The organism is Streptomyces sp. NPDC002306 (assembly GCF_053593435.1).
The window spans coordinates 106,106-129,379 of sequence record NZ_JBSFCK010000004.1 but is presented as its reverse complement, the minus strand read 5'-3'; the positions used below and the strand labels follow the sequence as shown (position 1 = coordinate 129,379).

Here is a 23,274-nt window from a genome sequence, read left to right as displayed (position 1 = left end):
CGCGAGCCGGGGCGCGTCGCCCGGAGGGGCCGGGGCGGGGCTGTGTCGCGCGCGGAAATCGGTCGCGTCGCGCGCGCTGAGCCGATAACTTCCGCCTGAACGTACTGGAGTACGAGACACCACCGTCAGGGGAGTCAGGCATGGAGCCCGCGGGCACGCGAACCGATCGTCTCAGCCTCCTGCTCGACCAGTTCGACAAGGCCAGGGAGATGGCCCAGGTGCGGCTGACGGGGCTCGGTGACGAGGAGTATCTGTGGGAACCGGTCCCCGATTGCTGGTCGATCCGGCGCCGGGACGAGGCGGCGACCCCCAGGGCGTTCGGGCCGGGCGAGTGGGTGCTCGACCTGGGCGCCGCGGACATTCCGGCGAACGAATACGCCGAGGTCGCCCGGCAGGCCGCCAGTGGCATGACCGTCGACAAGATCGCCGCCGACTGGAGTGTGAGTGTCGAGCGGGTCGAGCAGGTCCTCGCCCACACCAGTACACCGGAGCCTGACCGGACGCCGGTCTCCACCATCGCGTGGCGGCTGGGGCACCTTCACTTCGGCTTCGCGGGTGGATGGGAGTGGGCCTTCGGTGAACGACGGCATGAGCCGAAGACGCTGGTCGACTTCACCCCCTCCGCCGCCGTGGCGCTCGACCGGTTCTGGGCCGTGATCGACCGCTGGCGCGACAGCGTCGCCGCCGTCACCGACGAGCAGCTCGACACCGTCGGCTTCTCCCAGTACCCGTACGGCTCCGACCCCGACGACCCCTTCATCGACGTGCTGTCGGGGTCCAACCTCGAATTCATCCACCACATGGCCGAGATCGCGTTGCTCCGCGACCTGTGGCAGTCCCGCTTCACCACTTCCCGATAGATCCGGACGGGCCGGAGCGCGGCGCGAGGGCGTGCAGGTGCGGTCCTTCACTCACCCGGGTGAAACACGCGCCGTGTCGTGGGGGAAAGGGCATGGCCGGTGTGCCTCGGGGGAGAACTCCCGCGGGTGATGCTGTCGTCGGCAGGTCGCTGACGTGTCGCCGGTATGCGCCGGTACCGAGGGGGTCTTCGCGTGAGCGTCGTCGTATTCACAGCGGACTTCGCCTCTGAGCAGCAATGGGTGGCGGGGCGTTCCTGGGCCTATCCCGATGGTGGCCCCACCAACCCGGGCGACAACAAGCTGGATCACCTCACCGCTGATCCAGGACACTGCCGTACGGGCACGTTCCGCGCCACGCGCAGAGCCGACGGCCTGTGGGACGCGGGCCTGCTGACCACCGAGGGCAGCGCGGACGGGTTCATGGTGCGTACCGGGGACAGCCTGGACGCCAGGGTGCGGCTGCCGATCGGGCTCGGTGCGTGGCCCGCGATCTGGACCTGGCGGGACGGGGGCAACGAGGTGGACGTGTTCGAGTACCACCCGGACAACCCCGACCTGCTGGAGCTCAGCAACCACGTACGTCAAGGCCACCGATACGTACGCGACGAGGCCGTACGCCCCGGTGGCGTCGTCGATCTGAGTGTGACGTTCGGCAGGCGCAGCGTGGTCTGGTCGCTCAACGGCAGACGCGTCTTCGCCGACGGGGTGGGTGTCGGTTCCGACTGGCATGCCTATCTCATCGTCAACCTCTCGGTCTGCGCGGGCCGTTATCACCCGGCCCCCGACCCCGCGGTCACCGAGCTGTCCTACCAGGTGGAGAGCCTGGTCGTGCACCGCGCCGGGGCTTCGCCGGCAGGCGGCTGACGCGCACGGCGGACCGGCTCCATGACCGCGTCGGACCTCCCGGACTTCAAGGCCGCCCCGGCACCGCTGACTTCGGTCGGCCCGCGACGCCTTGGTGCGGAAGCGCGAAGGGCTCTCGGAGACAGAAACCGCCTGGAGTGCGCCGTGAGGGGTGCCGACGCCGGCTCACAGCCATCCTCGGCGTGCCGCCTGCCAGGCGAGTTGCATACGGGTGGAGGCGTCGGCGCGTTCCATCATGCTCTGGATGCGGCGCTGGACGGTCCGCCGGCTCAGCCCCATCTGGGAGGCGATCGCCTTGTCGGTGACTCCCGCGACCAGCAGGGACAGCAGCTTGCGGTCGGCCGAGGCGAGTGAGTCGGGCGAGCCGGCCGCGTCGGTGCCCGAGATGGTGCCGGTGTCGTCGACCTCCAGGGGGACGGCGGTCTCCCAGTAGCGTTCGAACAGGGCGACCAGGGCGGCGAGCAGGTTGCTGTCCCGGACGAGTGCCGTGGTGGGCTCTTCGGGGCTGCCGTCAGGTCCGCCGGCCACCAGGGGGAAGAGGGCGACGGAGCGGTCGGCGATGGCCAGGCGCAGCGGGAGTTGCGGTACGGCTCTGGCCATCTCCCCGGCGCGTACGCCCGTCACCACGTTCTCGACCGCGCCCTCGTCGTCGAAGAACGCCTTCTCGTACAGCACCCGGTAGCGGACGCCCCGGGCGAGCGCCTCGTACTCCTCGGCGTTGCTGCCCGAGGGCATCGCGACGTACTGGGCCCGGCAGAACCACAGGACCTCCTCCCGGGCGCTGCTCTGGATCTGCCGCAGATGCTGGCGCAGGGCCTCCGCGCCGGTGATCACCTCGACCAGCTGGCCCGCGTCGTGCCTGCGCATCGTGTCCCGGTGGGCCTCGATCAGCGCGGCGGCCTCGTGCCGGGCCTGGTCGAGGACGTCGGCGCTGTGCCGCAGCCGGGGCAGCAGTGCCACCTCCGGGGGCGTGGCCTGGTACACCGGGGGAGTCCTGGCCGTATGGCTGACCATCGCCTTGGCCGCCAGCGAGTCGAGGATGTGCTGGGCTCGCGTCGGCGTCAGTCCGGAGCGCAGGGCGACGCCCGCGGCCGTGGAAGGTCCGGACGTCACGAGCTCCCGGTAGACGGACTCCTCCTCGGGGGTGACCCCGGCGACCTCAAGTGCCACGGATACCCCTCCCTGAGCCCTGGCCCACAGCGGTTGAACATCGTATTACAAGGGAGGGCGAGGCGGGACGGCGACGCCCCCCGGGGCCTACCCGGGTGAGCGGGGTGGTCCGGCACGGAAGCGGTGGGGGCCGGGCGCGAAAGGCGTGGTGGCCGGGGCCGATCGGCGCGTGCGCGGATGGGCGGGACCGCCGGCCGCGGTCCCGCCCACCTGGTGTGCACTCGGTGCCGTCAGCGCAGGCCGAAGGCCCGGGTGATCGTCTGGGACACGGTGTTGCCGGCCTCGTCCCGGGCCGTGACCCGCAGCGTGGCGAAGCCCGCCGACTTCGGGGCGCTCAGCGACGTCCGCCATCCGTCACGGGTCGGGGTCAGGCCGCCGGTGTGCCAGACCTTGCCGTCGTCGTAGGAGACCTCCAGGGTCGGCTTCTTGATGGCGGCGGTGGTCCCGGGCAGGTGGGAGGCGTTCACCGTCAGCGTGGCGTGCCGGTCGGCCCGTCCGGCCGTGTCGGTGTCCACGCCGTAGTCGAGCTGGATCAGCGGCAGGGAGGCGGTCGACTCGGCCCCGGTCGCCGCGGAGGTGAAGTCCCACTCGGTCAGGGTGTGGGTCGAGTACGGGGCGGCCCAGGTGCCCCGGTCGTTGTCGATCACCAGCCGGTAGGGGAGCGCCTCGGGTGCCAGCGCGGGGACCTGGAGCCATTCGGCGTTGCCCCAGTCGAGCTGCTGGTCGCCCTGGTAGAGCGACATCCAGTCCTTGACCGCGAAGTTGGCTCCCGCCTCGCCGACGTGGCCGGCGCCCGAGTCACCCCAGCCGGGCGCGGTGATGTACATCGCGTCGAGGTAGCGCACCGGCTGGTAGCCCATCGGGCCCATCCGGGGGCGTTGGATCGGTCCGAACCAGCTGACCTTGCCCGTGCGGCGGGCCGGGTAGCGCAGCACGTCGATCGAGTGCTGCCCGGTCTCGCCCTGGATGAAGGCGTCGTCGAGCCAGGTGGCGCCGGAGGTGACCCAGTCGGTCCGCTCTCCCTGGGCGGGGGCGGTCAGCTGGTTGCCGACGGCCCAGCCCCGCCAGACGTCGGCGCGGTACTCGAGCGCCTTGCCGGGCCGGTAGTTGCGGAACGACACGTCGACCTTGCCCAGGTCCTCGGCCTTCTCCCGCCAGGTGGGGTCCGCCGGGACCGCGCCGGACCAGTGGTGCACCACGTCGTACAGGTAGTCGGTGGTGGGGTGCGAGGTGACCTCGAGCTTGACCGGTCCGTGGCGCAGCGCGTCCGTCAGGTCGGCGCCTTGGTCGGCGTTGAGGGTCGCCACGGTGAGCGGCGCCGGGTTCTGCGGGCTCCAGGGCGTCTCGTCCCACGGCTGGAGTCGGCCGGTGCCCTCGTTGACGACGACCAGCAGCGACGCTCCCGCGTCCGCCGCGGCCTGTGCCGGTGCCGCGATGTCGTGCTGGTCGCCGGCCCGGACCACCACGGCCTTGCCCCGTGCCGCCAGGCGGCCCAGCTCCTTGGCCGTGCCGGTTCCGGCGTCCACCGCCGTCAGCGTCCGCGTGCCGGCCGGCAGCGGCTTCGCGGCACGCTTGACCAGCGGATCGACGAAGTCCGTCGACGTCGTACTCAAGGTCAGCGCGGGCTGCTCCATACGGAAGCGCGCACCGAACTCGAACTCGCCGTCGGTCACCTTCTTGCCCGTGGGCAGTGCCCAGATGCTGTCGTAGGCGGCGTTGGGCAGCATGGACGACTCGACCAGGCTGTCGGTGAACGACCGGTGGATGTCCAGACGCGGCGCGACGGGCGTGGTCTGCCGCGGCACGCGTACCCGGACCTCCCGGGCCTTGCGGCCGTCCAGGGGGACGGTACGGTCCTGGTCCAGTCGCACGTCGTTGAAGGCGAGCATCGCCATGCCCAGCGAGTGCGGACCATGGGCGCCCCGGACGTCGCTGATGAGCCATCCGCTGTAGGTGCCGACCGGCAGCCGGGCCGTGCCCGTGCCGGACTCGTCGAGGTCCAGCACCGTGAACAGGTGCTCGGCGGTCAGGACGACCCGGCCCGCCAGCGGCTTGCCGGAGCGGTCCTTGGCGGTGACGGTCAGCTGCTGCCGCTGTCCCTCCCTGGCCGCGCCGACCAGGGTCCGGGTCCGTACCTCACCGGCACTGTCCGTACCGGTGAGCTGGGCGCTGACCGACTGGTCGGGTGCGACCCGGTCCAGATGCGCGGTCAGTTCCACCGAGGTGGTGCCCCGCGCGGGAACGGTGATCCGGTTCTGCGAGAGAGTGAACAGCCCCGACGGTACGGTCCCGGCGACGGCCAGATCGAGCGTGACCGGGGCGCCACCGGTGTTCGTGTACGTCACGTGCTGGACGTCGGTCGCGTCCGGCGGCAACGGCCAGGTGTGGAGGCCGGAGTAGGCGCTGGAGGTGGCGAAGACGGAGGTGTGCGTCGCCGCCAGCGCGTCGAGCCGGCCGGCGCCCGCCTGGTACGGCGTGTACGACGGGGTCGCGTGGACGCTGCTGACCAGCGCCTCCTTCAGCCGGGAGCCGGTCCAGTCCGGGTGCTCGGCGGCCAGCAGCGCGGCGGCTCCGGCGACGTGCGGGGTCGCCATCGACGTCCCGCTCATCGATGTGTAGTAGCCCGAACCTCGCTTGTAGTGCGAGCGCGCCGCCACGATGTCGACGCCGGGCGCGGTGAGTTCGGGTTTCAGGCCGCTGTCACCTTCACGCGGGCCCTGGCTGGAGAAGTCGGCGAGGTGGTCCGCCGAGTCGACGGCTCCGACCGTCAGCGCGGCGTCCGCGGCACCGGGGCTGCTGATCGCGTGGGGACCCCCGTTGCCCGCCGCGATGACGAACAGCGCGCCCGTCTCGTCGCTGAGCCGGTCGACCGTCTGGCTCATGGGGTCGGTGGCGTCACCGCCGCCGCCCAGGCTCATGCTGATGACCTTGGCCTTCTGGTCGCGGGCGGCCCACTCCATGCCCGCGATGATCCAGGACTCCTGGCCCCTGCCCTCGCTGTCCAGCACCTTGCCGACGGCCAGCCGGACGCCGGGCGCGACACCCTGCTCCTTGCCGTCGGAGGCCTTGCCGGTCCCGGCGATGGTCGAGGCGACATGGGTACCGTGGCCGTTGTAGTCGGCGACATCCTCCTCGTACGGGACGAAGCTGGCGCTGGTGTCGACCTGCCCGGTCAGGTCCGGGTGCTCCCCGTCCACGCCGCTGTCGAGCACCGCCACCTTCACGCCCGTGCCGGTGTTCCCCTCCGCCCAGACCTGCTGCGCGCCGATCTGCGCGGTCGAGTCGGCCAGGTCGGACTTCACCTTGCCGTCGAGCCAGACCTTGGCGATGCCACCCGCGAAGGCCGGTCGCGCGGAGCGGGCCCTCGCGCCGTCACCGCCGGTGAGCGCGGACCAGAACGCGTCGGCCTGCTCGCGGTTCTCGGCGAGGGACGCGCCCTGGATGCTCTCCAGCCGGCGCACGACCTCCGATCCGGCGACCTTCGGCTGGACGCGGGACCGGGCGGCGGCGTCGGTGTAGCTCACGATCAGCGGCAGCCGGGAGGTGTGCGCGTCGTCGTAACCGTCGGCGATCAGCCGGGTCACGTTGAACAGCTGCTCGTCCAGCTTTCCGGCGCTCACGTACGGCAGGACGGCGTCGGGGTACACGTACGTGGCCCCGTCGATCACGGCACGGTGGAAACCCGTGGTGGCACCCCCCGCGGCTTCGAAGGACCGCACCTCGGTGCCGTCGGCCGCGGTGCCGATCGTGACCCGGTCACCGGTGATCAGGGTGACGGTATGGGCGCCGCCGCTCTTGGGCGACGGCTGCGCGGTGGGGGCGGACACGGAGACGAGCGGGTCCGCGGGCACGGCGGCGGTGGCCGGTATGACCCCGAGCGCCAGGGAGGCGACCACGCCGAGCGCGGTCAACCCCGGTCCTGCAACAGGCAATCTGAGCACGGACAACCCCTAGTGGGAAGGGAACGCGATTGGTCTGGATCATCGGGGTGTCCCCAACCCGCAGCAAGGAATTTGCACTGGCGCAGCTGCGCCATGGCACAACTGCGCTACGGCCCGCACCGGTTCATGACACGGCGGTAACTCGTCCGTCGTAGCGGCCGATTCACCACCGGCGAATGTTCCGGGTGTCGCATCCTTCGCCGCAACTGCCGCTCAGGAAAGGCGACTTGACGGCTGGGCTGCGACCGGTCGGCCTCGGTGGCGACGACTCGTCCCCGGCGTCGAAGTCGCCGGGGACGAGTGGTGTTCGGTCACGAGCGGGGCGAGGCTGCTGTCGTCCGTCCTCAGGAAGCGACGAAGCGGGCGATCTGGCCCAGTACGACCGTGTCCGTCAGGTACCCGATGTGGGTCTGACAGGCCACGTTGTTGTTGGTCGCGCCGTCCAGCCGGGTGCTGGTGTACGGCAGGATGATGCCGTCGCACGCCGAGTACCAGGTGGAGTACCGGGTACTGCCCGGCGTCTCGTCGCCCGCGGAGATCTGGGCGATGAACGAGGACCCCGGGTACATCTGCTGGCAGGTCGTGTAGATCAGGCAGGCGCCGGCGTACGTGGTCCCGTGGTTCGCGCCGGCGATCGAGGCGAGGTGGCTGACGCTGGTGTTGCCGCCCAGCACCTTCAGGTAGTACTGGCTGACGAGCCCGCCCATCGAGTGGTTGACGATCGCGACCTTGCTCGCGCCGGTCCGCGACTTCACGTTGTTGACGAAGGTCGCGAGACCCTGGGCGTTGGTGATGTTGTTGCCGTAGGAGTTGTACTCGTAGGCGAACAGGTTCGAGCTCGACCAGCCGTTGGCCCGGAAGACGCTCATGGCGGTGACCCAGTTGGACGCGTTGCCGGTGTAGCCGTGGACGAAGACGACCGGCGTGCTGGTCGCCAGCGGCTGAGCGGCCGCGTCGGCCGCCCGTACGGCGGAGGCGGCCGACGCGGCCGTGGTCGAGGAGTCGGCCGCGCCGGCCGTCGACGCGGAGAAGAACAGGGTGGACGCGACCGTGGCGGCCGCGAGAACGCCGAGAAGCCGGCGCGGGAAGCGACGACGCATGGAGCCCTCCTGACGAGGATGCGGGGATGCGGGTGCCTGACCCGACCAGAGTCGTGGGGCACGGCACGGGCGCCATCGGCGAAATCACCAGTGTCCGTGGTGGCGGCGGACGTACGGCGGACGCTCCGGGACGCGGGGTGGCCGGGCGGGGCGGCCGGCCTCGGGGCCCCTGCCGTACGGGCGTATCCCGGATGCGCGTCATGATCGCCTGACCTAGCGTCAACGCCATGGCCGAGCCGAACGAGCAGGGCGGACCTGTCCATGAGGCTGCCCGGAGGTCTCCGCGGCACAGGGAGCTCTGGGACGCCTTCAGGAAGTCCCCCTTCCTGCCGGCGACGGTCCTGGTGATCCTCGTCTCGGCGGCGGCAGGCGTTTTCGCGTGGTCTTACACGTACGCGTTCGCCAACCCCTCCCCGCACCGCGTTCCCGTCGCCGTGGTGGGCTCGGCCCGGCCGGAGCACGGCGCCTTCCTGGCCGGGATGGACAAGGCGCTGGACGCCGCGCTGGTCCCCCACCGGTACTCCGGCTATCCGCAGGCCAGGAACGCGATCGACGCGCAGACGTCGTTCGCGATCTTCGACGTACGGCAGGCGCGCAGGGTCACCCTCGACGTGTCGTCCGCGTCGGGCGCGTCCGTGGCCGCACTCCTGGAGCAGGCGGCTCCGGCGGTGGGAAAGGCCGTGGGGGTGGACGTCGTGGTGCGGGACATCAACCCCGACCAGAAAGGCGATCCGCGAGGGCTCGCGATCTTCTACATCACACTGGCGGCCGTGGTGGTCGGTTTCGTCGGCGCGATCCAGCTCAACGTCCACGCGAGCGCGCTCGGCCCCGCCACACGCATCGCCTTCACCGTCGCCTACAGCCTCCTGGGCACGTTCACCATCGCGGCGGTCGTGGACTGGCTCCTCGGCGCCCTCGACCTGCCCTTCGTGCGGGTGTGGCTGACACTGGCCCTGGCCATGTACGTCGCGAGCACCCTGTTTCTCATGTTCATGGTCCTGATCGGACGCTGGGCCATCCTTCCCACCTGGGCCATCATCGTCCTGATCGGCAACCCGGCCTCCGGCGGCGCGGTCTCCTGGCCGTTGCTCCCCTCGTTCCTGCGGATCGTCGGCCCCTGGCTCCCGTCAGGGGCCGCGATCGGCGCGATTCACACCGAGGTCTACTTCCCGGGCCACCTGCACACGTTGCCGTTCCTGGTCCTCGCCGGATGGGCCCTGCTGTCGACCTGTGTCTTCTGCTTCGTGAAACGCCGGCAGCTGCGAGCGGAGCGCGCGTCCTCGCCGGACGAGGCATGACCCGGCCTCCGACCGGCGCCCGCGCCGGCTGACAGTGGGTTCAGCCGGTCAGGGAGGCCGTATAGAGCGCCAGCTTGGACGGGCTGAGGACCCACATGAGCCGGTCGATCCCCTCCGGGGACACGTCGATGGACAGCAGGGCCACGGCGTGGCCACCGGAGGTGACGAGCACGGCCGGACGGTCGTTGGCCTCGACCCAGCGGACCTCCGCCTGGGGCCAGAACCGTGGTGCGAAGGCAACCAGGTACTTCGACACATGGGCGCGCCCGACGACCGGGATCTTCGACGCGCCGCGCATTCCTCCGCCGTCGGCGTAGCTGACGACGTCCGCGGCGAGCACGTCTTCGAGCACCGCCAGATCGCCCGTGCGGGCAGCGGTGAGGAACACTTCCAGCAGACGCCGGTGTTCCGTCGGCTCGACCTGCTCCCTGCGTTCGGCGGCCAGGTGCCTGCGCGCACGGCTCACCAGCTGGCGGGCGTTGGCCTCGCTCGTCTCCAGGATGTCGGCGATCTGCTTGTAGGGGTAGTCGAAGGCCTCCCTCAGGACATAGGCCGTCCGTTCCACCGGGTTGAGCTTTTCGAGGAGGAAGAGCACGGCCAGTTCGATCGCCTCCGCGCGTTCCGCGCCCACCTGCGGATCCGCGCTGGTGTCGACCGGTTCGGGGAGCCAGGGCCCTACGTAGGACTCCCGCCGCATCCTGGCGGACTGGGCGTGGTTGATGGCCAGACGGGCCGTGATCGTGGTCAGGAAGGCCGTCGGCTCGACGACGCGCGTCCGGTCGGTGTCCTGCCACCGCATCCAGGCCTCCTGAAGGATGTCCTCGGCCTCGACCACGCTGCCGAGCACGCGGTACGCGATGCCGAACAGCCGTGGGCGCGCCGCGAGGAAGTCCTTCGTCGCCTGGTCGAGGGAGTCGATGTCGATGTCGTCACCAGCGTGCATAGTCCGTGGTCCCGCCTTTCGGCCTCGGACTTCCACGCTACAAGGCGTCGCGGCGCTGTCCACCGCAGGCCGCGTGCGGCGCGGCCGCGCCGGTCCTCGCGCACGGCGGCGGCACCTGGAGCGCACTCACCGACCACGGAGAGTCGGCGAGTGCCACACGCGGGCACGGGAGCCCGACTGCACGCGGGCGCGGGAGCCCGATGCGTCCCGTGACGGTCAGACGAGTTCGAGTCCGCCGTCGATCGTCAGGACCTGCCCGGTGACATGCGCTCCCCGCGGGTCGGCGATGCGGAGGATCCAGTCCGCGATGTCCTTGGGATCGCCGAGCCGGCCGGTGGGGATACGCTCGCGCTCGGAGGCGCGCAGCTCCCTGATGGTGTCGTCGGGCAGGCCCGCCGCCGCCAGGACATCGGTCTCGGTGGGGCCTGGGGCGACGGCGTTGACACGGACACCCGCGGAGGCGAGTTCGAGTGCCCAGCTTCGTGTCAGTTGCTCCAGGGCGCTCTTGGTGGCGCCGTAGTGGGCCGCGCCCGCGAGCGGGCGGTGACCGTAAGTGCTCGACACGTTCACGATGGAGCCGGACGACTCGCGCAGGTGCGGCAGGGCCGCGTGGGCGAGCAGGCTCGGAGCCGTCACGTTGAGCTCGAACAGATACCTGATCACCGCACGGTCGGTCTCGGCCAGTGGCATGACGGCGGTGGTGCCCGCGTTGTTCACCAGCAGGTCGAGGCGTCCCCACCGCTCCACGGCGGCGCTGACGACGGTGTCGGCCGCGTGGTCCGCGCAGATGTCGATCGGCAGTACCGCGATGCCGGGGTGCTCTCGGGCGGTCGCCTCCAGGGCGTCCTTTCGGCGACCCACTCCGAGGACGCGCGCCCCCGATTCCGCCAGGGCCATCGCCGTAGCCCGGCCGATACCTGAACCCGCGCCGGTGACGATGGCGACATGGTCCGCGAAGGGCTGGGCTGCAGAGCTGGTCATGTGATCACCTTGATCGATGTGCGGGGATCGGGGGTCGACGTCAAGCCGGTGGTGGCGGCTCGCTCAGCCGAACATGCCGGGCTGGTAGCTGCCGGCGGGCTGCTGGTTGATGACGTTGATGCGGTTGTACGCGTTGATGATGGCGATGAGCGAGATGAGCGCGGCGAGCTGGTCCTCGTCGAAGTGCTTGGTGGCGTTCGCCCAGGCCTCGTCGCTCACGCCGCCGGCCGCGTCCGCGATGCGGGTGCCCTGCTCCGCCAGCTCCAGCGCGGCACGCTCCGCGTCGGTGAACATGGTGGCCTCGCGCCAGGTGGCGACGAGGTTGAGCCGCTGCGCGGTCTCACCGGCCTCGGCGGCGTCCTTGGTGTGCATGTCGGTGCAGAAGCCGCAGCCGTTGATCTGGCTGGCGCGGATCTTCACCAGCTCCTGGGTGGCGTGCGGCAGACCGGACTCCGACGCCGCCTTGCCCGCGGAGTTGATGTGCTTCAGCACCTTGCCGGCGAGGGGGTTGGCGAAGTAGTCGATGCGCGATTCCATGGCGAACTCCCGGGTGGGGTGTGGTTACTTACGCACTACTGACCGGAGAGCGCGACCGGATGTGACAGCGGCGTGGGTGTGACCGCGGACACGCGGAGCGGAGCAGCGCACCGCGGCGCAGAGCAGGGCGCCGCGGTGCATGGCAGCGCTGTCCGAGTCGGCGAGCGCCCTCGGACAGCGCAGTCCTCGAAGCTGTCCGCGCCGTCGTACGGGATCGCCGTCGCATCGCTTCACTGTGCGTTCTGTCACAGAGCGGAGGCGTGTCCGGTCAATGGTGCAAATGGGGCGAATCGCCTTCAAGCTCCTGCGTCACCCGCCCCCCGTGCCATCAAGGACGGCGATCCCATGACCATGACCAGTCAGTACGCAGTGACGCTCGGTAAGCAACTGAGCGCATCCGACATGTCCGACACGGCCATCGCGCTGCTGGACCAGCAGGGCACGGTGGTCGGATGGACGCAGGCCGCCGAGCGGCTCGTCCGGTACTCAGCCCCGGCCGCGGTGGGCCGCTCCGCCGCCTTCTTCGTCCCGTCCTTCGGGGGCGCGTCGACGACATCGGCGTTCGTCGACCGGTGCCGGGTCCGGAACGGCTGGTCGGGCACGGCGGGGGTGCGCCACCGGGACGGCCGCGTACTCGACGTCAGCCTGCGGATCTCGATGTTGCGGGGGTGCGACGGAGAGGCGCGCTGGCTCCTGTCCCTGGTCGACACCGGGGCGCTGTCGGGCGAAGAGCTGTCCGCGGCCGTGCGGGGGCGGCTCCTGTCCCGTGCGCCGATCGGCGTCGTCGTCCGTGACCGGCAGTTGCGGTGCGTCTTCACGAACGACGCGATGGAGAGGCACGACGGTGTCCCGGCCGACCGGCGGCTGGGACGCAGGTGCGCCGACGCGCAGCCCGCCGAGGGGTCCGACGTGCTCGAGGCGCTGATGCGGCAGGTGTTCCGGAGCGGTGCCCCGCTGGTCCACGAGTACCGGATGTGGCTGTCGGAGAGCCTGGACCGGGATCAGCCGGGAGCCGTGTCGTTCCACTGCCTCCTGGGCGCCGACGGCCGTCCGCTGGGAGTGTGTGTCATCAGCGCGGACGTCACCGAGAGCCGACGGGCACGTGAGCGCCTCGGCGTCCTCAGCCGGGCCGGTACGCGCCTGGGCAGCACCCTGGATGTGATGCAGGCGGGCCAGGAACTCGCCGACGTCGCCGTGCCCCTGCTCGCCGACTACGTCGCCGTGGACCTGGAGCAGTCGGTCCCGTTCGGCGAGGGGCCCCCGGTCCGCGTCGGCCCGCAGGGGGACCACCTCCCGGTGTTCCGGCGGGCCGGTCTCGCGTCGATCCACCAAGGGGCCCCCGAATCGCCGTGGCTCCGCGGTGAGCCGGTCCAACTGCCGGACACCGCGCCCGCCGTCGAGGTGCTGCGCACCGGCAGGTCCCACCTGGAGCCGGTCCTGGACGCGGCCCCGGGGACGTGGCTCGAACGGGCTCCGGCACTGGCGGAGAGGATCCGCCGGCACGGTGCGCACTCGCTGATGGTGGTCCCCATCCGCACCCGGCGCGCCGTGCTGGGGATGGTGGTCTTCCTTCGCACCGAGGACCCGACGCCGTTCCAGGACGTCGATCTGCTTCTGGCCGAGGAACTCGTCAGCCGGGCCGCCCAGTCGCTGGACAACGCCCGCCGGTACGCCCGTGAGCACACCGCCGCCCTCGCGCTCCAGCGCAATCTGCTTCCCCGCCGGCTGGCGGGCGGTATGGCGGTCGACGTGGCCTCACGCTACCTGCCGGCCGATGTGGACCACGGTGTCGGCGGCGACTGGTTCGATGTGATCCAGTTGTCCGGCGCCCGGGTGGCTCTCGTCGTCGGCGATGTGGTCGGACACGGCGTGCACGCCGCCGCGATCATGGGCCGGCTCCGCGCCGCCGTCGGCGCCCTCGCCGACATGGACCTGCCGCCCGACGAAGTGCTGGGCCGCCTCGACGCCACGGTCCAGCGCATGGCCGCGGAGGACGCCGGTTCGCCGCGTCAGGCCTCCGCCGTGGGCGCCACCTGCCTGTTCGCCGTCTACGACCCGGCCACCCGGCGGTGCGCCATGGCCCGTGCCGGCCACCCCCCACCCGCGATCGTCGACCCGCGGGGCCGGGTCAGCTTCCCGGACCTCCCCGCCGGAACGCCGCTGGGCATCGGGATGGGAGACCCCTTCGAGACCGTGGAACTGGAACTGCCCGAGGGAAGCCTCCTGGCCCTGTACACCGACGGTCTCATCGAGGCCCGCGACCACGACATCGAGGAGGGGATGCGCCGCCTGGGCACCGCCCTCGCACAGCCGGGCCGCTCCCTGGACGACCTCTGCGACCTCGCGACGGACACCCGCCCGGGCCGGGAGGCGCCCGACGACATCACCCTGCTCCTCGTACGGACGCGTTCGCTCAGCCCGGCCCGGGTCGCCTCCTGGACGCTCCCCGGTGACGAGACCGCCGTGTCCCGCGCCCGGAACCTGGCGGCGCTCCAGCTGGCCGAATGGGGCCTGGACGGTCTCAAGGACTCCATGAAGCTGATCGTCAGCGAACTGGTCACCAACGCGGTCCGCCACAGCGACGGTCCGATCGGTCTGCGGCTGCTCCGACACCGTGCCCTGACCTGCGAAGTGTTCGACAGCGACATCTGCTCCCCGCGACTGCGCCGCGCGCGCATCACGGACGAGAGCGGCCGCGGCCTCTTCATGATCGCCCAGATGTCCCGCAGTTGGGGTGCCCGCTCGGTGCCGGGCGGCAAGGTCGTGTGGGTCGAGATGGACCCACCGGCGGGGAACATGAACGCTCTTGACGCCAGCCCGTTGGCCACTCTGCCGGGATCGCCCGCCTGAGCTGCGGGAAGGAGTCCGAGAACTCCGCAGCCGAACAGCGGGTTTGGGACAGGACTTCCTCAACGGGACCTCCTGCGGGGTGAGTCGCGCAGGGAACCTGAGCGGGCCTGGGGAGCAACGCGCCAGAGCGTTCCGCTGTCGGTGGCGAACGCGTCCGCGCTCGGTGAGGGCGTACGGATCTCCGGCGAACCGTGATCCGAGGATGCGGCCGCCGCCCGGGCGAAGTGATCACGGGCGGACGGGGGTGTGGCGTGCCGGGCGGCGCGGTCGGGGACGTACGGGCATAGGTGTGTGGGCGCGGTCGGGGCGGTGCGGGAGTCGGCGTGGTCGGGCGGGGTCTGCAGTTCTCCGGGGTGGCGAGTGTGTACGAGTGGTGCATAAGGGAAGTCGTGGGATGTATGTCACTACTCGTTGAGGAGCGTGCGCCTCATGTCTACGGGAACGCTTCTGGCGATCATCATCCCGATCGTGGTGGTGGTTGCCCTGGCCATCGTGGCGGTAGCACTGCTGATGCGTCGCCGTCACCTCCGTGAACGCTTCGGACCCGAATACGAGCGCACCGTCGAGGGGTCCGGCAGCCGGATCGCCGCCGACCGTGAGCTCAGGGAGCGTGAGAAGCGCCATGACTCGCTGGAGATCAAGCCGCTGCCTGCCGGCTCGAAGGACCGCTACGCGCAGGAGTGGGGCAGTGTGCAGGAGGAGTTCGTGGACCGGCCGGTGGACGCGGTGCATGACGCGGACCAGCTGGTGACCTCGCTGATGCACGACCGGGGATATCCGACCGAGGGGTTCGAGCAGCAGATGCGGGACCTGTCGGTGGAGCACGGCCGCACGCTGGAGCACTATCGCGCCGCGCACGACGTGGAGTCCCTCAGTACGCGCAGCGAGGCGACGACCGAGCAGCTGCGGGGTGCCATGGTGCACTACCGCGCTCTGTTCGAGGAGTTGCTCTCGGACGGCGGTCGCGCGCAGCCCGCCCGGTCCTGACATCGACATCGATCCGCGTGAAGGAACGACGCCATGCACAGCCATGAGGACAAGAATCGTACGAGGAGCGCCCTGACCACCGAGGACCTGGTCCGGCCGGCCGGTACCGACGAGATGCAAGGAGAGGCGAAGACGGGGCCCGCGCGGCCCCCGGTCTTCCCGGGCGAGGCCGGCAGATCGGCCGAGAAGGAGCGCCGGGGTTCCACCGCCACGGGCACGTCCGGGGGCGAGGCCGCGGCCTCCGCCCCGAGCACATCGGACGCCCCGGCCAGGCCGGACGCCTCGGGCATCTCGGACATGCCGGGAACGTCGGACGCCTCGGGTACCCCGGACGCCCGGGGCGCGCAGGACCAACGAGGTGCGGAGAGTCAACGAGGCGCGGAGAGCACGTCGGGGGCTTCGGAGGACGAGGCTCCGCAGCTGCTGACGGACGACGACGAGCGAGCGTTCCGCGATCGCTGGCAGGAGACCCAGAGCAAGTTCGTGGACGACCCGCGCGATGCCGTGCATGACGCGGACGCCCTGGTGGCGGACCTCATGCAGACCCTCGCGGCCACCTTCGCGCAACACAAGAAGGACCTGGAGGGGCAGTGGAGCGAGGGCGAGCAGGTGAGTACCGAGGAGCTGCGCGGGGCCCTGCGCCGCTACCGGTCCTTCTTCAAGAGGCTGCTCACCACGTGAGGCGCCTTCGGTTCCGGTAGTGGTTCCGGTCTCTCGTCCGAGTTCCGGTCTCCGTCCGATCGCCACGGTGCGTGCTCCGCGCCGTGGCGATCGGTCATGACGCGAGCGCTGAGCCGTCCAGGGCCCGCGGCGGGATGGTGGGTGATGCCGCAGCCCCCCCCGGATCCCTTTCACACCGGATTCACACCGGACGACTCACCGGTGAGAAATCTTGGACGTCGATGTCGAGAACGCGAGCCTGGCTCCGTCCCCGAGGTGAATGCGGCCAGACTGGTCGCACCAGCACCGAGGAGAAGCACCATGGCCAAGTACTTGCTGCTCAAGCACTACCGAGGCGCTCCGGCCGCGGTCAACGACGTGCCCATGGACCAGTGGACGCCGGAGGAGATCTCCGCGCACGTGCAGTACATGAACGACTTCGCGGCCCGGCTCGAAGGGACCGGCGAGTTCGTCGACGGTCAGGCGCTCGCCCCGCAGGGCACGTTCGTCCGGTACGACGGTGAGGGGCGCCCGCCGGTCACCGACGGCCCGTTCGCGGAGACCAAGGACCTCATCGCCGGCTGGATGGTGATCGACGTCGACAGCTACGAGCGCGCCGTCGAGCTGGCCGGGGAACTGTCGGCCGCCCCCGGCAAGGGCGGGGAGCCGATCCACGAGTGGCTCGAACTGCGCCCGTTCCTGACCGAGCCGCCCACCATCACGGAGTGACCTCGACGATGGACGGGGCCCTGCTCCGGACCCTCTCACCGAGCGTGCTGGCGATCCTCGTCCGCCGCGGAGCCGACTTCGCGGCGGCCGAGGACGCCGTGCAGGACGCGCTGGTCGAGGCGGTCCGCGTGTGGCCGGCCGACCCGCCGCGGGACCCCAAGGGCTGGCTGGTCACCGTGGCCTGGCGCCGGTTCCTCGACGCGACCCGGGCGGACGCCGCCCGTCGTCGGCGTGAGGACCGCGTCGACGAGGAGCCGGCGCCCGGACCGGCGGCCGCGGTCGACGACACGCTCCAGCTCTACTTCCTGTGCGCCCACCCGTCGCTGACGCCGTCGTCCGCGGTCGCGCTCACCCTGCGTGCCGTGGGCGGGCTGACCACCCGGCAGATCGCCCAGGCGTACCTGGTGCCCGAGGCGACCATGGCCCAGCGCATCAGCCGTGCCAAGCGCACGGTCTCCGGCGTGCGGTTCGACCAGCCCGGCGACGTCGCCACCGTGCTGCGCGTGCTCTACCTGGTCTTCAACGAGGGCTACTCCGGCGACATCGACCTCGCCGCCGAGGCCATCCGGCTCACCCGGCAGCTCGCGGCCGCCGTCGAACACCCCGAGGCGGCCGGGCTGCTCGCCCTCATGCTGCTCCACCACGCCCGGCGGGCGAGCCGGACCGCGGCCGACGGCGGCCTGGTGCCGCTCGCCGAGCAGGACCGTGGCCGGTGGGACACCGCGTCGATCGCCGAGGGCGTCCAGATCCTCCAGGCGGCGCTCGCCCGGGACCGGTTGGGCGAGTTCCAGGCCCAGGCCGCCATCGCGGCGCTCCACGCCGACGCGCCCACCGCCGAGGAGACCGACTGGGTGCAGATCGTCGAGTGGTACGACGAACTCACGCGCCTGACCGACAGCCCGATCGTGCGGCTCAACCGCGCGGTGGCCGTCGGCGAGGCCGACGGACCGCGCGCCGGGCTGGCGGCGCTTGCGGCGCTGGACGACTCACTGCCCCGCCACGCCGCGGTGGCGGCGTACCTGCACGAGCGCGACGGCGACCTGGCGACGGCGGCGCGGCTGTACGCCGAGGCGGCCCTGCGGGCCCCCGACCTCGCCGAGCGCGACCACCTCACGCGGCAGGCCGCCCGGATCAACGCCCGCCGGAACGGCTGACGCGTCGGGTGATGTCGGTCGCCAGCCCGCCAGCCCGCCAGCCCGCCAGCCCGCCAGCCCGCCAGCCTGTACGCCTGCCTGCCCGCCCAGAGCCCAGAGCCCAGAGCCGGTAATCCGGGATCTCGCGGGCCCCCGTCGCCCACCACGGCCCGGTCGACCCGATGCGGCCGACCGGAAGCGCTCCGCGGCGGTCCCGAGTTCGTCCCCGAGGCGTGCGAAGCAGGCCGTCTCCGCCACCCTCTCCGCAGACGAGACGATCGCTCGGCCCCGCCCGCCTCAGTGGGGGAGGCGGGCGGCCATCGCGTCCCGGGGACCGGGGGCCGTATCGTCCCCGGGACCGTGTGACCGCCCGCCCGACGTGCACCGGCCCGCGGGTCAGGGGCGCGGGCCGGTGGGTCAGTGCCGTGCCGTCGCGGTGACCGCCGGCGCGTTGTAGGCCTCCACCCGCAGCCTCGGCTCGCCCGAGCGCAGCGCCCCCGCCGGCCAGGACAGGGTGAGCGTGCGGGCCTCACCGGGCAGCAGCCACAGGTAGTTGTCGCTGTACAGGGTCGGCAGCACCCGCTCGCCCGTGGTGGAGTCGACGAGCGAGACGCGCACCATCGCCGCGACCGACCCGCCCTTGTTGCGCACGCGCGCGGTGAGCCCGCCGCGACCACCCGTCCGGTCCGTGTCGGTGACCTCGGCGGACAGCCGGGTCCGGTCGGCGCGGTTCAGCGCCTGCATGGCCTGTGCGTCCCGGTGGCGCCAGTAGGTGTTCTCGGCCAGCAACCTGCCCTTCGCGTCCTCCAGGCGCAGCCGCAGCAGATGGAGGTCCGGCAGGGCGTCCGTCCAGCCCGCCGTGAACGCCTCCGCCGTGGCGGACGAGGCGATGTCGACCGACTTCCGCTGCCGCGCCGCGACTTCGCGCCCCGACAGGTCGAGGAACGTCGCGGTCACCGTGGCGCGATCGACCCGGTTCGGGGTGTGGTTGACCGCGATCACCCGGCCGTCCCGTGGATCCGCCTGGACGTGCAGGGCCTCGTTGGCCTTGCGGGCGCCGTAGTAGGCGCCGTTCACGTCGAAGTCGTAGTCGTACGTCTGCCAGACGGTGCTGTACCAGGCGGGGTGCGACATCCACAGCATCAGACCGGTCGCGTTGTCCCACAGGTTCGCGTTCCAGGCCTCGAACATGGCGCGGAAGTTCTCGTAGTTGACGAACTGCGCCTTGCGGCAGAAGTCGTCGAGATCCTTCGCGGTGCCGAGCCGCGCCTCGACGGCCGCCAGGTAGTTCTGCGGGGCCTGGTTGCCGCGCGTGCTCCAGTCGTGGTGGTACCAGGCATCGCCCACGGGCCACTCGGGCTCGTCGCCGACGAGCCGGCGCATGGTCTGTGCCGTCGGGACGACGGGCATGCCTATTTCCGTGTGGAAGCCGAAGTCGCCACTGCCGTAGGTCCCCGGCGAGTAGTAGCGCTCGGGCTCCACCCAGCCGTAGGGACCGCCACCGGTGACGATGCCGCCGGCCGAGTTGTTCTGGTACAGCACGTCCGGCGCCGCGTCCCGCACCGCCGCGCGCATGCCCTCGTCGACCGGGGCGGGAGGGTTGCCCTCGTTGGCGCCGCACCACACCACCACGCTGGGGTGGATACGGTAGCGCAGCACCGTGTCCCGCGCGGCGTCGAGGAACAGCCGGTGGTCCGGCGGGTCCATGCCCCAGGCGTTGGGGAAGTCGTTCCACACGAGCAGGCCGTGCTCGTCGCAACTCGCGAAGAACTCCTCACGGTTGCTGCACCCGACCCAGTTGCGGATCATGGTGAAGTTCATGTCGCGGTGCATCCGGACGGCCGCGTCCATGCGTGCGGCGGGCATCCGGCGCAGCAGTTCGTCCCAGCCCCAGTTGCCGCCGCGGCAGAAGACGCGGACGCCGTTGACGCTGATTCTGAGCGGATCGACGGAGTTGTCGACGGAGGTGACATCCGTCCACGTCTCGCCGTCGTCCGACACCTGGACGGTGTAGGTCTTCGCGTACGCCTGCTCCCAGGTGATCGCCACCCGGTCGAACCGGACTGCCGCGCCGAGGTCCACCTGGATCCACTGCTCGTCCTCGTAGGCCGAGGCCCAGCGGGAGTTCGGGTTGCCGTCGACGGCGTTCCCCGGACCGTTGGAGTCCTGCTCGACGGACGAGGAAGTGGCCTTCTTGCGCAGGGCGAGGTCGATGTCGGCGGCGGTGCTGTCCACCACCGACAGGCCCCACATCGACGAGCCCCAGCTGGTGGCGCGTCGGTGGCAGACGATCCGCACATGGCGTGCGGTCCGCGCGGCGAAGTCCACGTTCTGCAGGCTCGCCGAGCCCGAGGTGTGGAACGGCAGCGGCACCGCCGAGTTGTCCACGGCCTTCACGTCCGTCCACTTCTCGCCGTCGTCCGACACCTGGACGGTGTACGTCTTCGCGTACGCCTGCTCCCAGGTGAGGACCACACGGTCGAAGGAGAGGGAGGACCCCAGGTCGATCTGGACCCACTGCTCGTCCTCGAAGGCGGAGGACCACCGCGTACCGGCGTCGCCGTCCGTGACGTTGCCGGCGCCGTTGGAGTCGGTGTCGACCGTGGAGGCGGTGGCCGGCCTGTGCAGCGCGAGGTCGGTGTCGGGCGCCGTGCTGTCGGCGACGTTCAGGCTCCACAGGGAGGAGCCCCAGTCGGTGGCCCGGGTGTGGCATACGACGCGGACGTGACGCGCCTTCTGCCGGGCGAAGTCCACCCGCTGCGCGTACGCGTCGCTGCCGGTCTGGAAGACCAGCGGGACCTGGTACTCGTAGCCGAACTGGCGGATGCCGAACCGGGTGGTGCGCCGGTCGCTCTCCTGGCCGTCGACCGTCGCGGTCAGCGTCAGCCCGTGCAGCGCCGCCTCGCCGTAGCCGTTGGGCCACCACAGCTTCGGGTCGCGCAGCCTGAGCCGGGGGTGGTCGGACGGGCTGAGGACGACGTCGGCGCTCGCGCCGCCGGCCACCGTGACCGTCCGGGTGACGCGTACGTCGTCGAAGGCGGCGGAGACGGTGATCCGTCTGCTCTCGGTGTCGGCGTTGCGCACCGGCACGGTGATCGTCAGCTCGGCCGTCCGCGTGTCCGGCAGGTCGGGCAGCCGCGACTCCACCCTCGGGTCGCCGATGACGGCCGCCCCGGTGGAGCGCAGCCGTACGTGGTTCCAGATCCCGGCCGCCCGGTCCCGTACGGCGGGCATCCAGTCCCAGCCCGAAGAGGCCAGGTAGGTCGGAGAGTTGCGGTTCATGGTGTTCGCGCCGGCGTCGACGAAGGCGAGGCCCCGGGGGCCCTTGTCGCCCGGGCTGCCGGGCACCGGCATCGGGCTGATCCGCACGGCGATGGCCTGCTCGCCGTCCTGGAGAAGCTTCGTCACGTCGAAGGCGCCGCGGGCGAACGGGCTCGTGACGGTGCCGGCCTTCGAGCCGTTGAACCAGACCTCCGCCTCGTGGTTGACGCCGTCGAACTCCAGCCAGACGTGCCGGCCGGTCCCCGTGCGCAGGCCCTTGGGCAGGGCGAACTCGCGGCGGTACCACCAGGCGTGGCGGGAGAGCGCCTCGGGGATGTGCAGGTTGTTCATCCCGGCGACCGGGTCGGGCAGGTGGCCGCGGTCGACGAGGGAGGTCAGGACCGTGCCGGGGACCGTCGCGGGCAGCCAGCGGCTGGTGTCCACCGAGGGCCTGGACAGCTCCGCGCCGCCCTTGCCCGCCCAGTCGTCCATCGTCAGGTCCCAGCCGGACTCCAGCGGTACGGTGCCGTCCGCGCCGGTCCTCAGGGCCGGAGGCGTGCCGTGGTGGGTGCCCCAGTCGGTCCAGCCGGTGACGGCCGGCCGCGCGGTGCGGCAGGTGCCGTACACCTGGAGACCGTTGAGGCCGACGGGGTTGGTGTTGGAGCGCTTGTTGACGGTCATCCGTACCCAGCGGGCGGTGACGGGCTTCGCGAACGGGATCTCCATCACCCCGCCCCGGCCCGCGTCGGTGCGGTACGCGGTGGTCCAGGTGCGCCGGTCGCGTGAGGTCTCGATGACGAAGTCGGTCGCGCAGCTGGACAGGATCTCCTGACCGGTGGTGTCCAGACGCGGGTTGCCGCTGGTCGAGTCGACGTACGGGGGATCGTCGAGCGTGGCCTCGAAGGTGAGCCGCAGTGACTCCACCTCGGACAGCGCCTGGAGGTCGACGCAGATCCACTGGGGGTCACCGACCGCGGCGCGCCAGCCCGAGTTCTTCACGCCGACCCCGACCAGGCCGTCCACGGCGAACTCGGCGGGAGTGGGGCCGTAGTCGGTGGAGGACACCGTCACCGGCCGGTTCGCGGCGAGTTCACCCCGGCCTGAAACCGTGCCCGGCCGATCGGTGCCGGCCGCGGCCGCGGCCGTCGGCAGGGTCATCCCGACGCCGAACCCGGCGAGCAGGGTGGAACCGGCGGAGAGAACGGCACGCCGAGAGGGCGGCGAGGACTGATTCGACATGAACCTTGGCTCCGATCAGGGCTGTCGAAAGAACGAGGCGCTCGACCCGATGGGGGATGACAACGTTGCCAACGTCCATGACAACGTTGCCAAACAGTGCCGCGACGGGTGCGCCCTGTCAAGGTTTCCGACAGATGACGTCCCTCAGTTTCTATTAAATTAGGAATTAATATTGACAAGGTTTCGGCCGCGGTCCAAAGTCATCGCCGTGAGCCGAGGTTCCTGCACACCCGCACGGTCCGCGTCACGCCCCTACTGCTTCCCCAAATCCCGGGAGTGGCACTTGACTTCGCAAGCACCCGCACCGAGGCCCGGATTCCGCCGCCTCACCGGCCGTGCCGTCGCCGCCGCCGTCATGGTGGTCGTCGCGGCGACCGCGGCCCCCTCCGCCTCCGCCGCGACGCCCCGGAGCACACCCGTCAGCAGCGGTCTGCGGGACAGCGGCCACGACATCGTCCGGCTCGACGGCGGCGGAACCAGCCCCACCCTCGTCACGGCCGGCGACCAGGTGCTCCGGTACGCGCGGGCCGGTGACCACACCCTCCGGCAGCAGCGCCACGAAGCCGGCGCCTGGCAGGGCCGGCTGAAGCGGCAGGAGTTCTCCAGCGCCGCGTTCGACGGAGCGCTCGGAGCCGTACCAGGTGCGAACGGAACGGTCGACGCGGTCCACCGCGGAGTCGACGGCACCGTACACCGCACCGCGTTCATGTAGATCACTCAA

16 protein-coding genes are annotated in these 23,274 nt (G+C 71.3%); 9 read left to right on the top strand and 7 right to left on the bottom strand.

What is annotated here, in order from left to right; genetic code table 11:
• Positions 1–140 precede the first annotated feature (140 nt).
• Positions 141–860, top strand: a complete 720-nt coding sequence (locus tag ACWCQK_RS10765) for a DinB family protein (RefSeq protein ID WP_451154150.1) — start codon at positions 141–143, stop codon at positions 858–860.
• A 192-nt stretch (positions 861–1,052) separates the two neighbouring features.
• Positions 1,053–1,724: a beta-glucanase gene (locus ACWCQK_RS10760; protein ID WP_451154148.1), complete on the top strand. Its 672-nt coding sequence runs from the start codon at positions 1,053–1,055 to the stop codon at positions 1,722–1,724.
• Positions 1,725–1,889: 165 nt separating this feature from the next.
• On the opposite strand, the gene ACWCQK_RS10755 is transcribed toward ACWCQK_RS10760, so the two are convergent.
• The 3 genes from ACWCQK_RS10755 to ACWCQK_RS10745 all read right to left on the bottom strand — a co-directional run bounded on the left by ACWCQK_RS10755 (position 1,890) and on the right by ACWCQK_RS10745 (position 7,935).
• Positions 1,890–2,894 (bottom strand): helix-turn-helix domain-containing protein, encoded by a 1,005-nt coding sequence (locus ACWCQK_RS10755; RefSeq protein ID WP_451154146.1) that lies wholly within the window; start codon positions 2,892–2,894, stop codon positions 1,890–1,892.
• A 230-nt stretch (positions 2,895–3,124) separates the two neighbouring features.
• Positions 3,125–6,805 (bottom strand): S8 family serine peptidase, encoded by a 3,681-nt coding sequence (locus tag ACWCQK_RS10750; protein WP_451154144.1) that lies wholly within the window; start codon positions 6,803–6,805, stop codon positions 3,125–3,127.
• A 374-nt stretch (positions 6,806–7,179) separates the two neighbouring features.
• Entirely contained in the window at positions 7,180–7,935 is a 756-nt protein-coding gene (locus tag ACWCQK_RS10745; protein ID WP_451154142.1) for an esterase/lipase family protein, read from the bottom strand.
• A gap of 227 nt (positions 7,936–8,162) precedes the next feature.
• On the opposite strand from ACWCQK_RS10745, the gene ACWCQK_RS10740 reads away from it, so the two are divergent.
• Positions 8,163–9,233: an ABC transporter permease gene (locus ACWCQK_RS10740; RefSeq protein WP_451154140.1), complete on the top strand. Its 1,071-nt coding sequence runs from the start codon at positions 8,163–8,165 to the stop codon at positions 9,231–9,233.
• A gap of 40 nt (positions 9,234–9,273) precedes the next feature.
• Here ACWCQK_RS10740 and ACWCQK_RS10735 read toward each other — a convergent pair whose 3' ends face one another.
• The 3 genes from ACWCQK_RS10735 to ACWCQK_RS10725 all read right to left on the bottom strand — a co-directional run bounded on the left by ACWCQK_RS10735 (position 9,274) and on the right by ACWCQK_RS10725 (position 11,694).
• Positions 9,274–10,176 carry an RNA polymerase sigma-70 factor gene (locus ACWCQK_RS10735; RefSeq protein ID WP_451154138.1) on the bottom strand — a complete coding sequence of 301 codons (903 nt, stop codon included), beginning with the start codon at positions 10,174–10,176 and terminating at the stop codon, positions 9,274–9,276.
• A gap of 216 nt (positions 10,177–10,392) precedes the next feature.
• Positions 10,393–11,157 carry an SDR family NAD(P)-dependent oxidoreductase gene (locus tag ACWCQK_RS10730; RefSeq protein WP_451154136.1) on the bottom strand — a complete coding sequence of 255 codons (765 nt, stop codon included), beginning with the start codon at positions 11,155–11,157 and terminating at the stop codon, positions 10,393–10,395.
• A 63-nt stretch (positions 11,158–11,220) separates the two neighbouring features.
• The gene (locus ACWCQK_RS10725; protein WP_451154134.1) at positions 11,221–11,694 is read right to left on the bottom strand and encodes a carboxymuconolactone decarboxylase family protein; all 474 of its coding nucleotides are present in this window, start codon (positions 11,692–11,694) and stop codon (positions 11,221–11,223) included.
• Between the two features lie 345 nt (positions 11,695–12,039).
• On the opposite strand from ACWCQK_RS10725, the gene ACWCQK_RS10720 reads away from it, so the two are divergent.
• The 5 genes from ACWCQK_RS10720 to ACWCQK_RS10700 all read left to right on the top strand — a co-directional run bounded on the left by ACWCQK_RS10720 (position 12,040) and on the right by ACWCQK_RS10700 (position 18,074).
• Entirely contained in the window at positions 12,040–14,544 is a 2,505-nt protein-coding gene (locus ACWCQK_RS10720; RefSeq protein ID WP_451154132.1) for a SpoIIE family protein phosphatase, read from the top strand.
• Between the two features lie 429 nt (positions 14,545–14,973).
• Positions 14,974–15,531, top strand: coding sequence for a hypothetical protein (locus ACWCQK_RS10715; protein WP_451154130.1), 558 nt, complete (start codon positions 14,974–14,976; stop codon positions 15,529–15,531).
• A gap of 33 nt (positions 15,532–15,564) precedes the next feature.
• Positions 15,565–16,212 carry a hypothetical protein gene (locus ACWCQK_RS10710; RefSeq protein ID WP_451154129.1) on the top strand — a complete coding sequence of 216 codons (648 nt, stop codon included), beginning with the start codon at positions 15,565–15,567 and terminating at the stop codon, positions 16,210–16,212.
• 300 nt (positions 16,213–16,512) lie between these two features.
• Complete coding sequence (locus tag ACWCQK_RS10705) at positions 16,513–16,920, top strand: YciI family protein (RefSeq protein WP_451154127.1); 408 nt, start codon at positions 16,513–16,515, stop codon at positions 16,918–16,920.
• A gap of 8 nt (positions 16,921–16,928) precedes the next feature.
• Positions 16,929–18,074, top strand: coding sequence for an RNA polymerase sigma factor (locus tag ACWCQK_RS10700; protein WP_451154618.1), 1,146 nt, complete (start codon positions 16,929–16,931; stop codon positions 18,072–18,074).
• 396 nt (positions 18,075–18,470) lie between these two features.
• Here ACWCQK_RS10700 and ACWCQK_RS10695 read toward each other — a convergent pair whose 3' ends face one another.
• A complete protein-coding gene (locus ACWCQK_RS10695) occupies positions 18,471–22,553 on the bottom strand; it encodes a discoidin domain-containing protein (protein WP_451154125.1) in 4,083 nt (1,360 codons plus the stop codon).
• Between the two features lie 283 nt (positions 22,554–22,836).
• On the opposite strand from ACWCQK_RS10695, the gene ACWCQK_RS10690 reads away from it, so the two are divergent.
• Positions 22,837–23,265, top strand: coding sequence for a hypothetical protein (locus ACWCQK_RS10690; RefSeq protein WP_451154123.1), 429 nt, complete (start codon positions 22,837–22,839; stop codon positions 23,263–23,265).
• Positions 23,266–23,274: the final 9 nt, after the last annotated feature.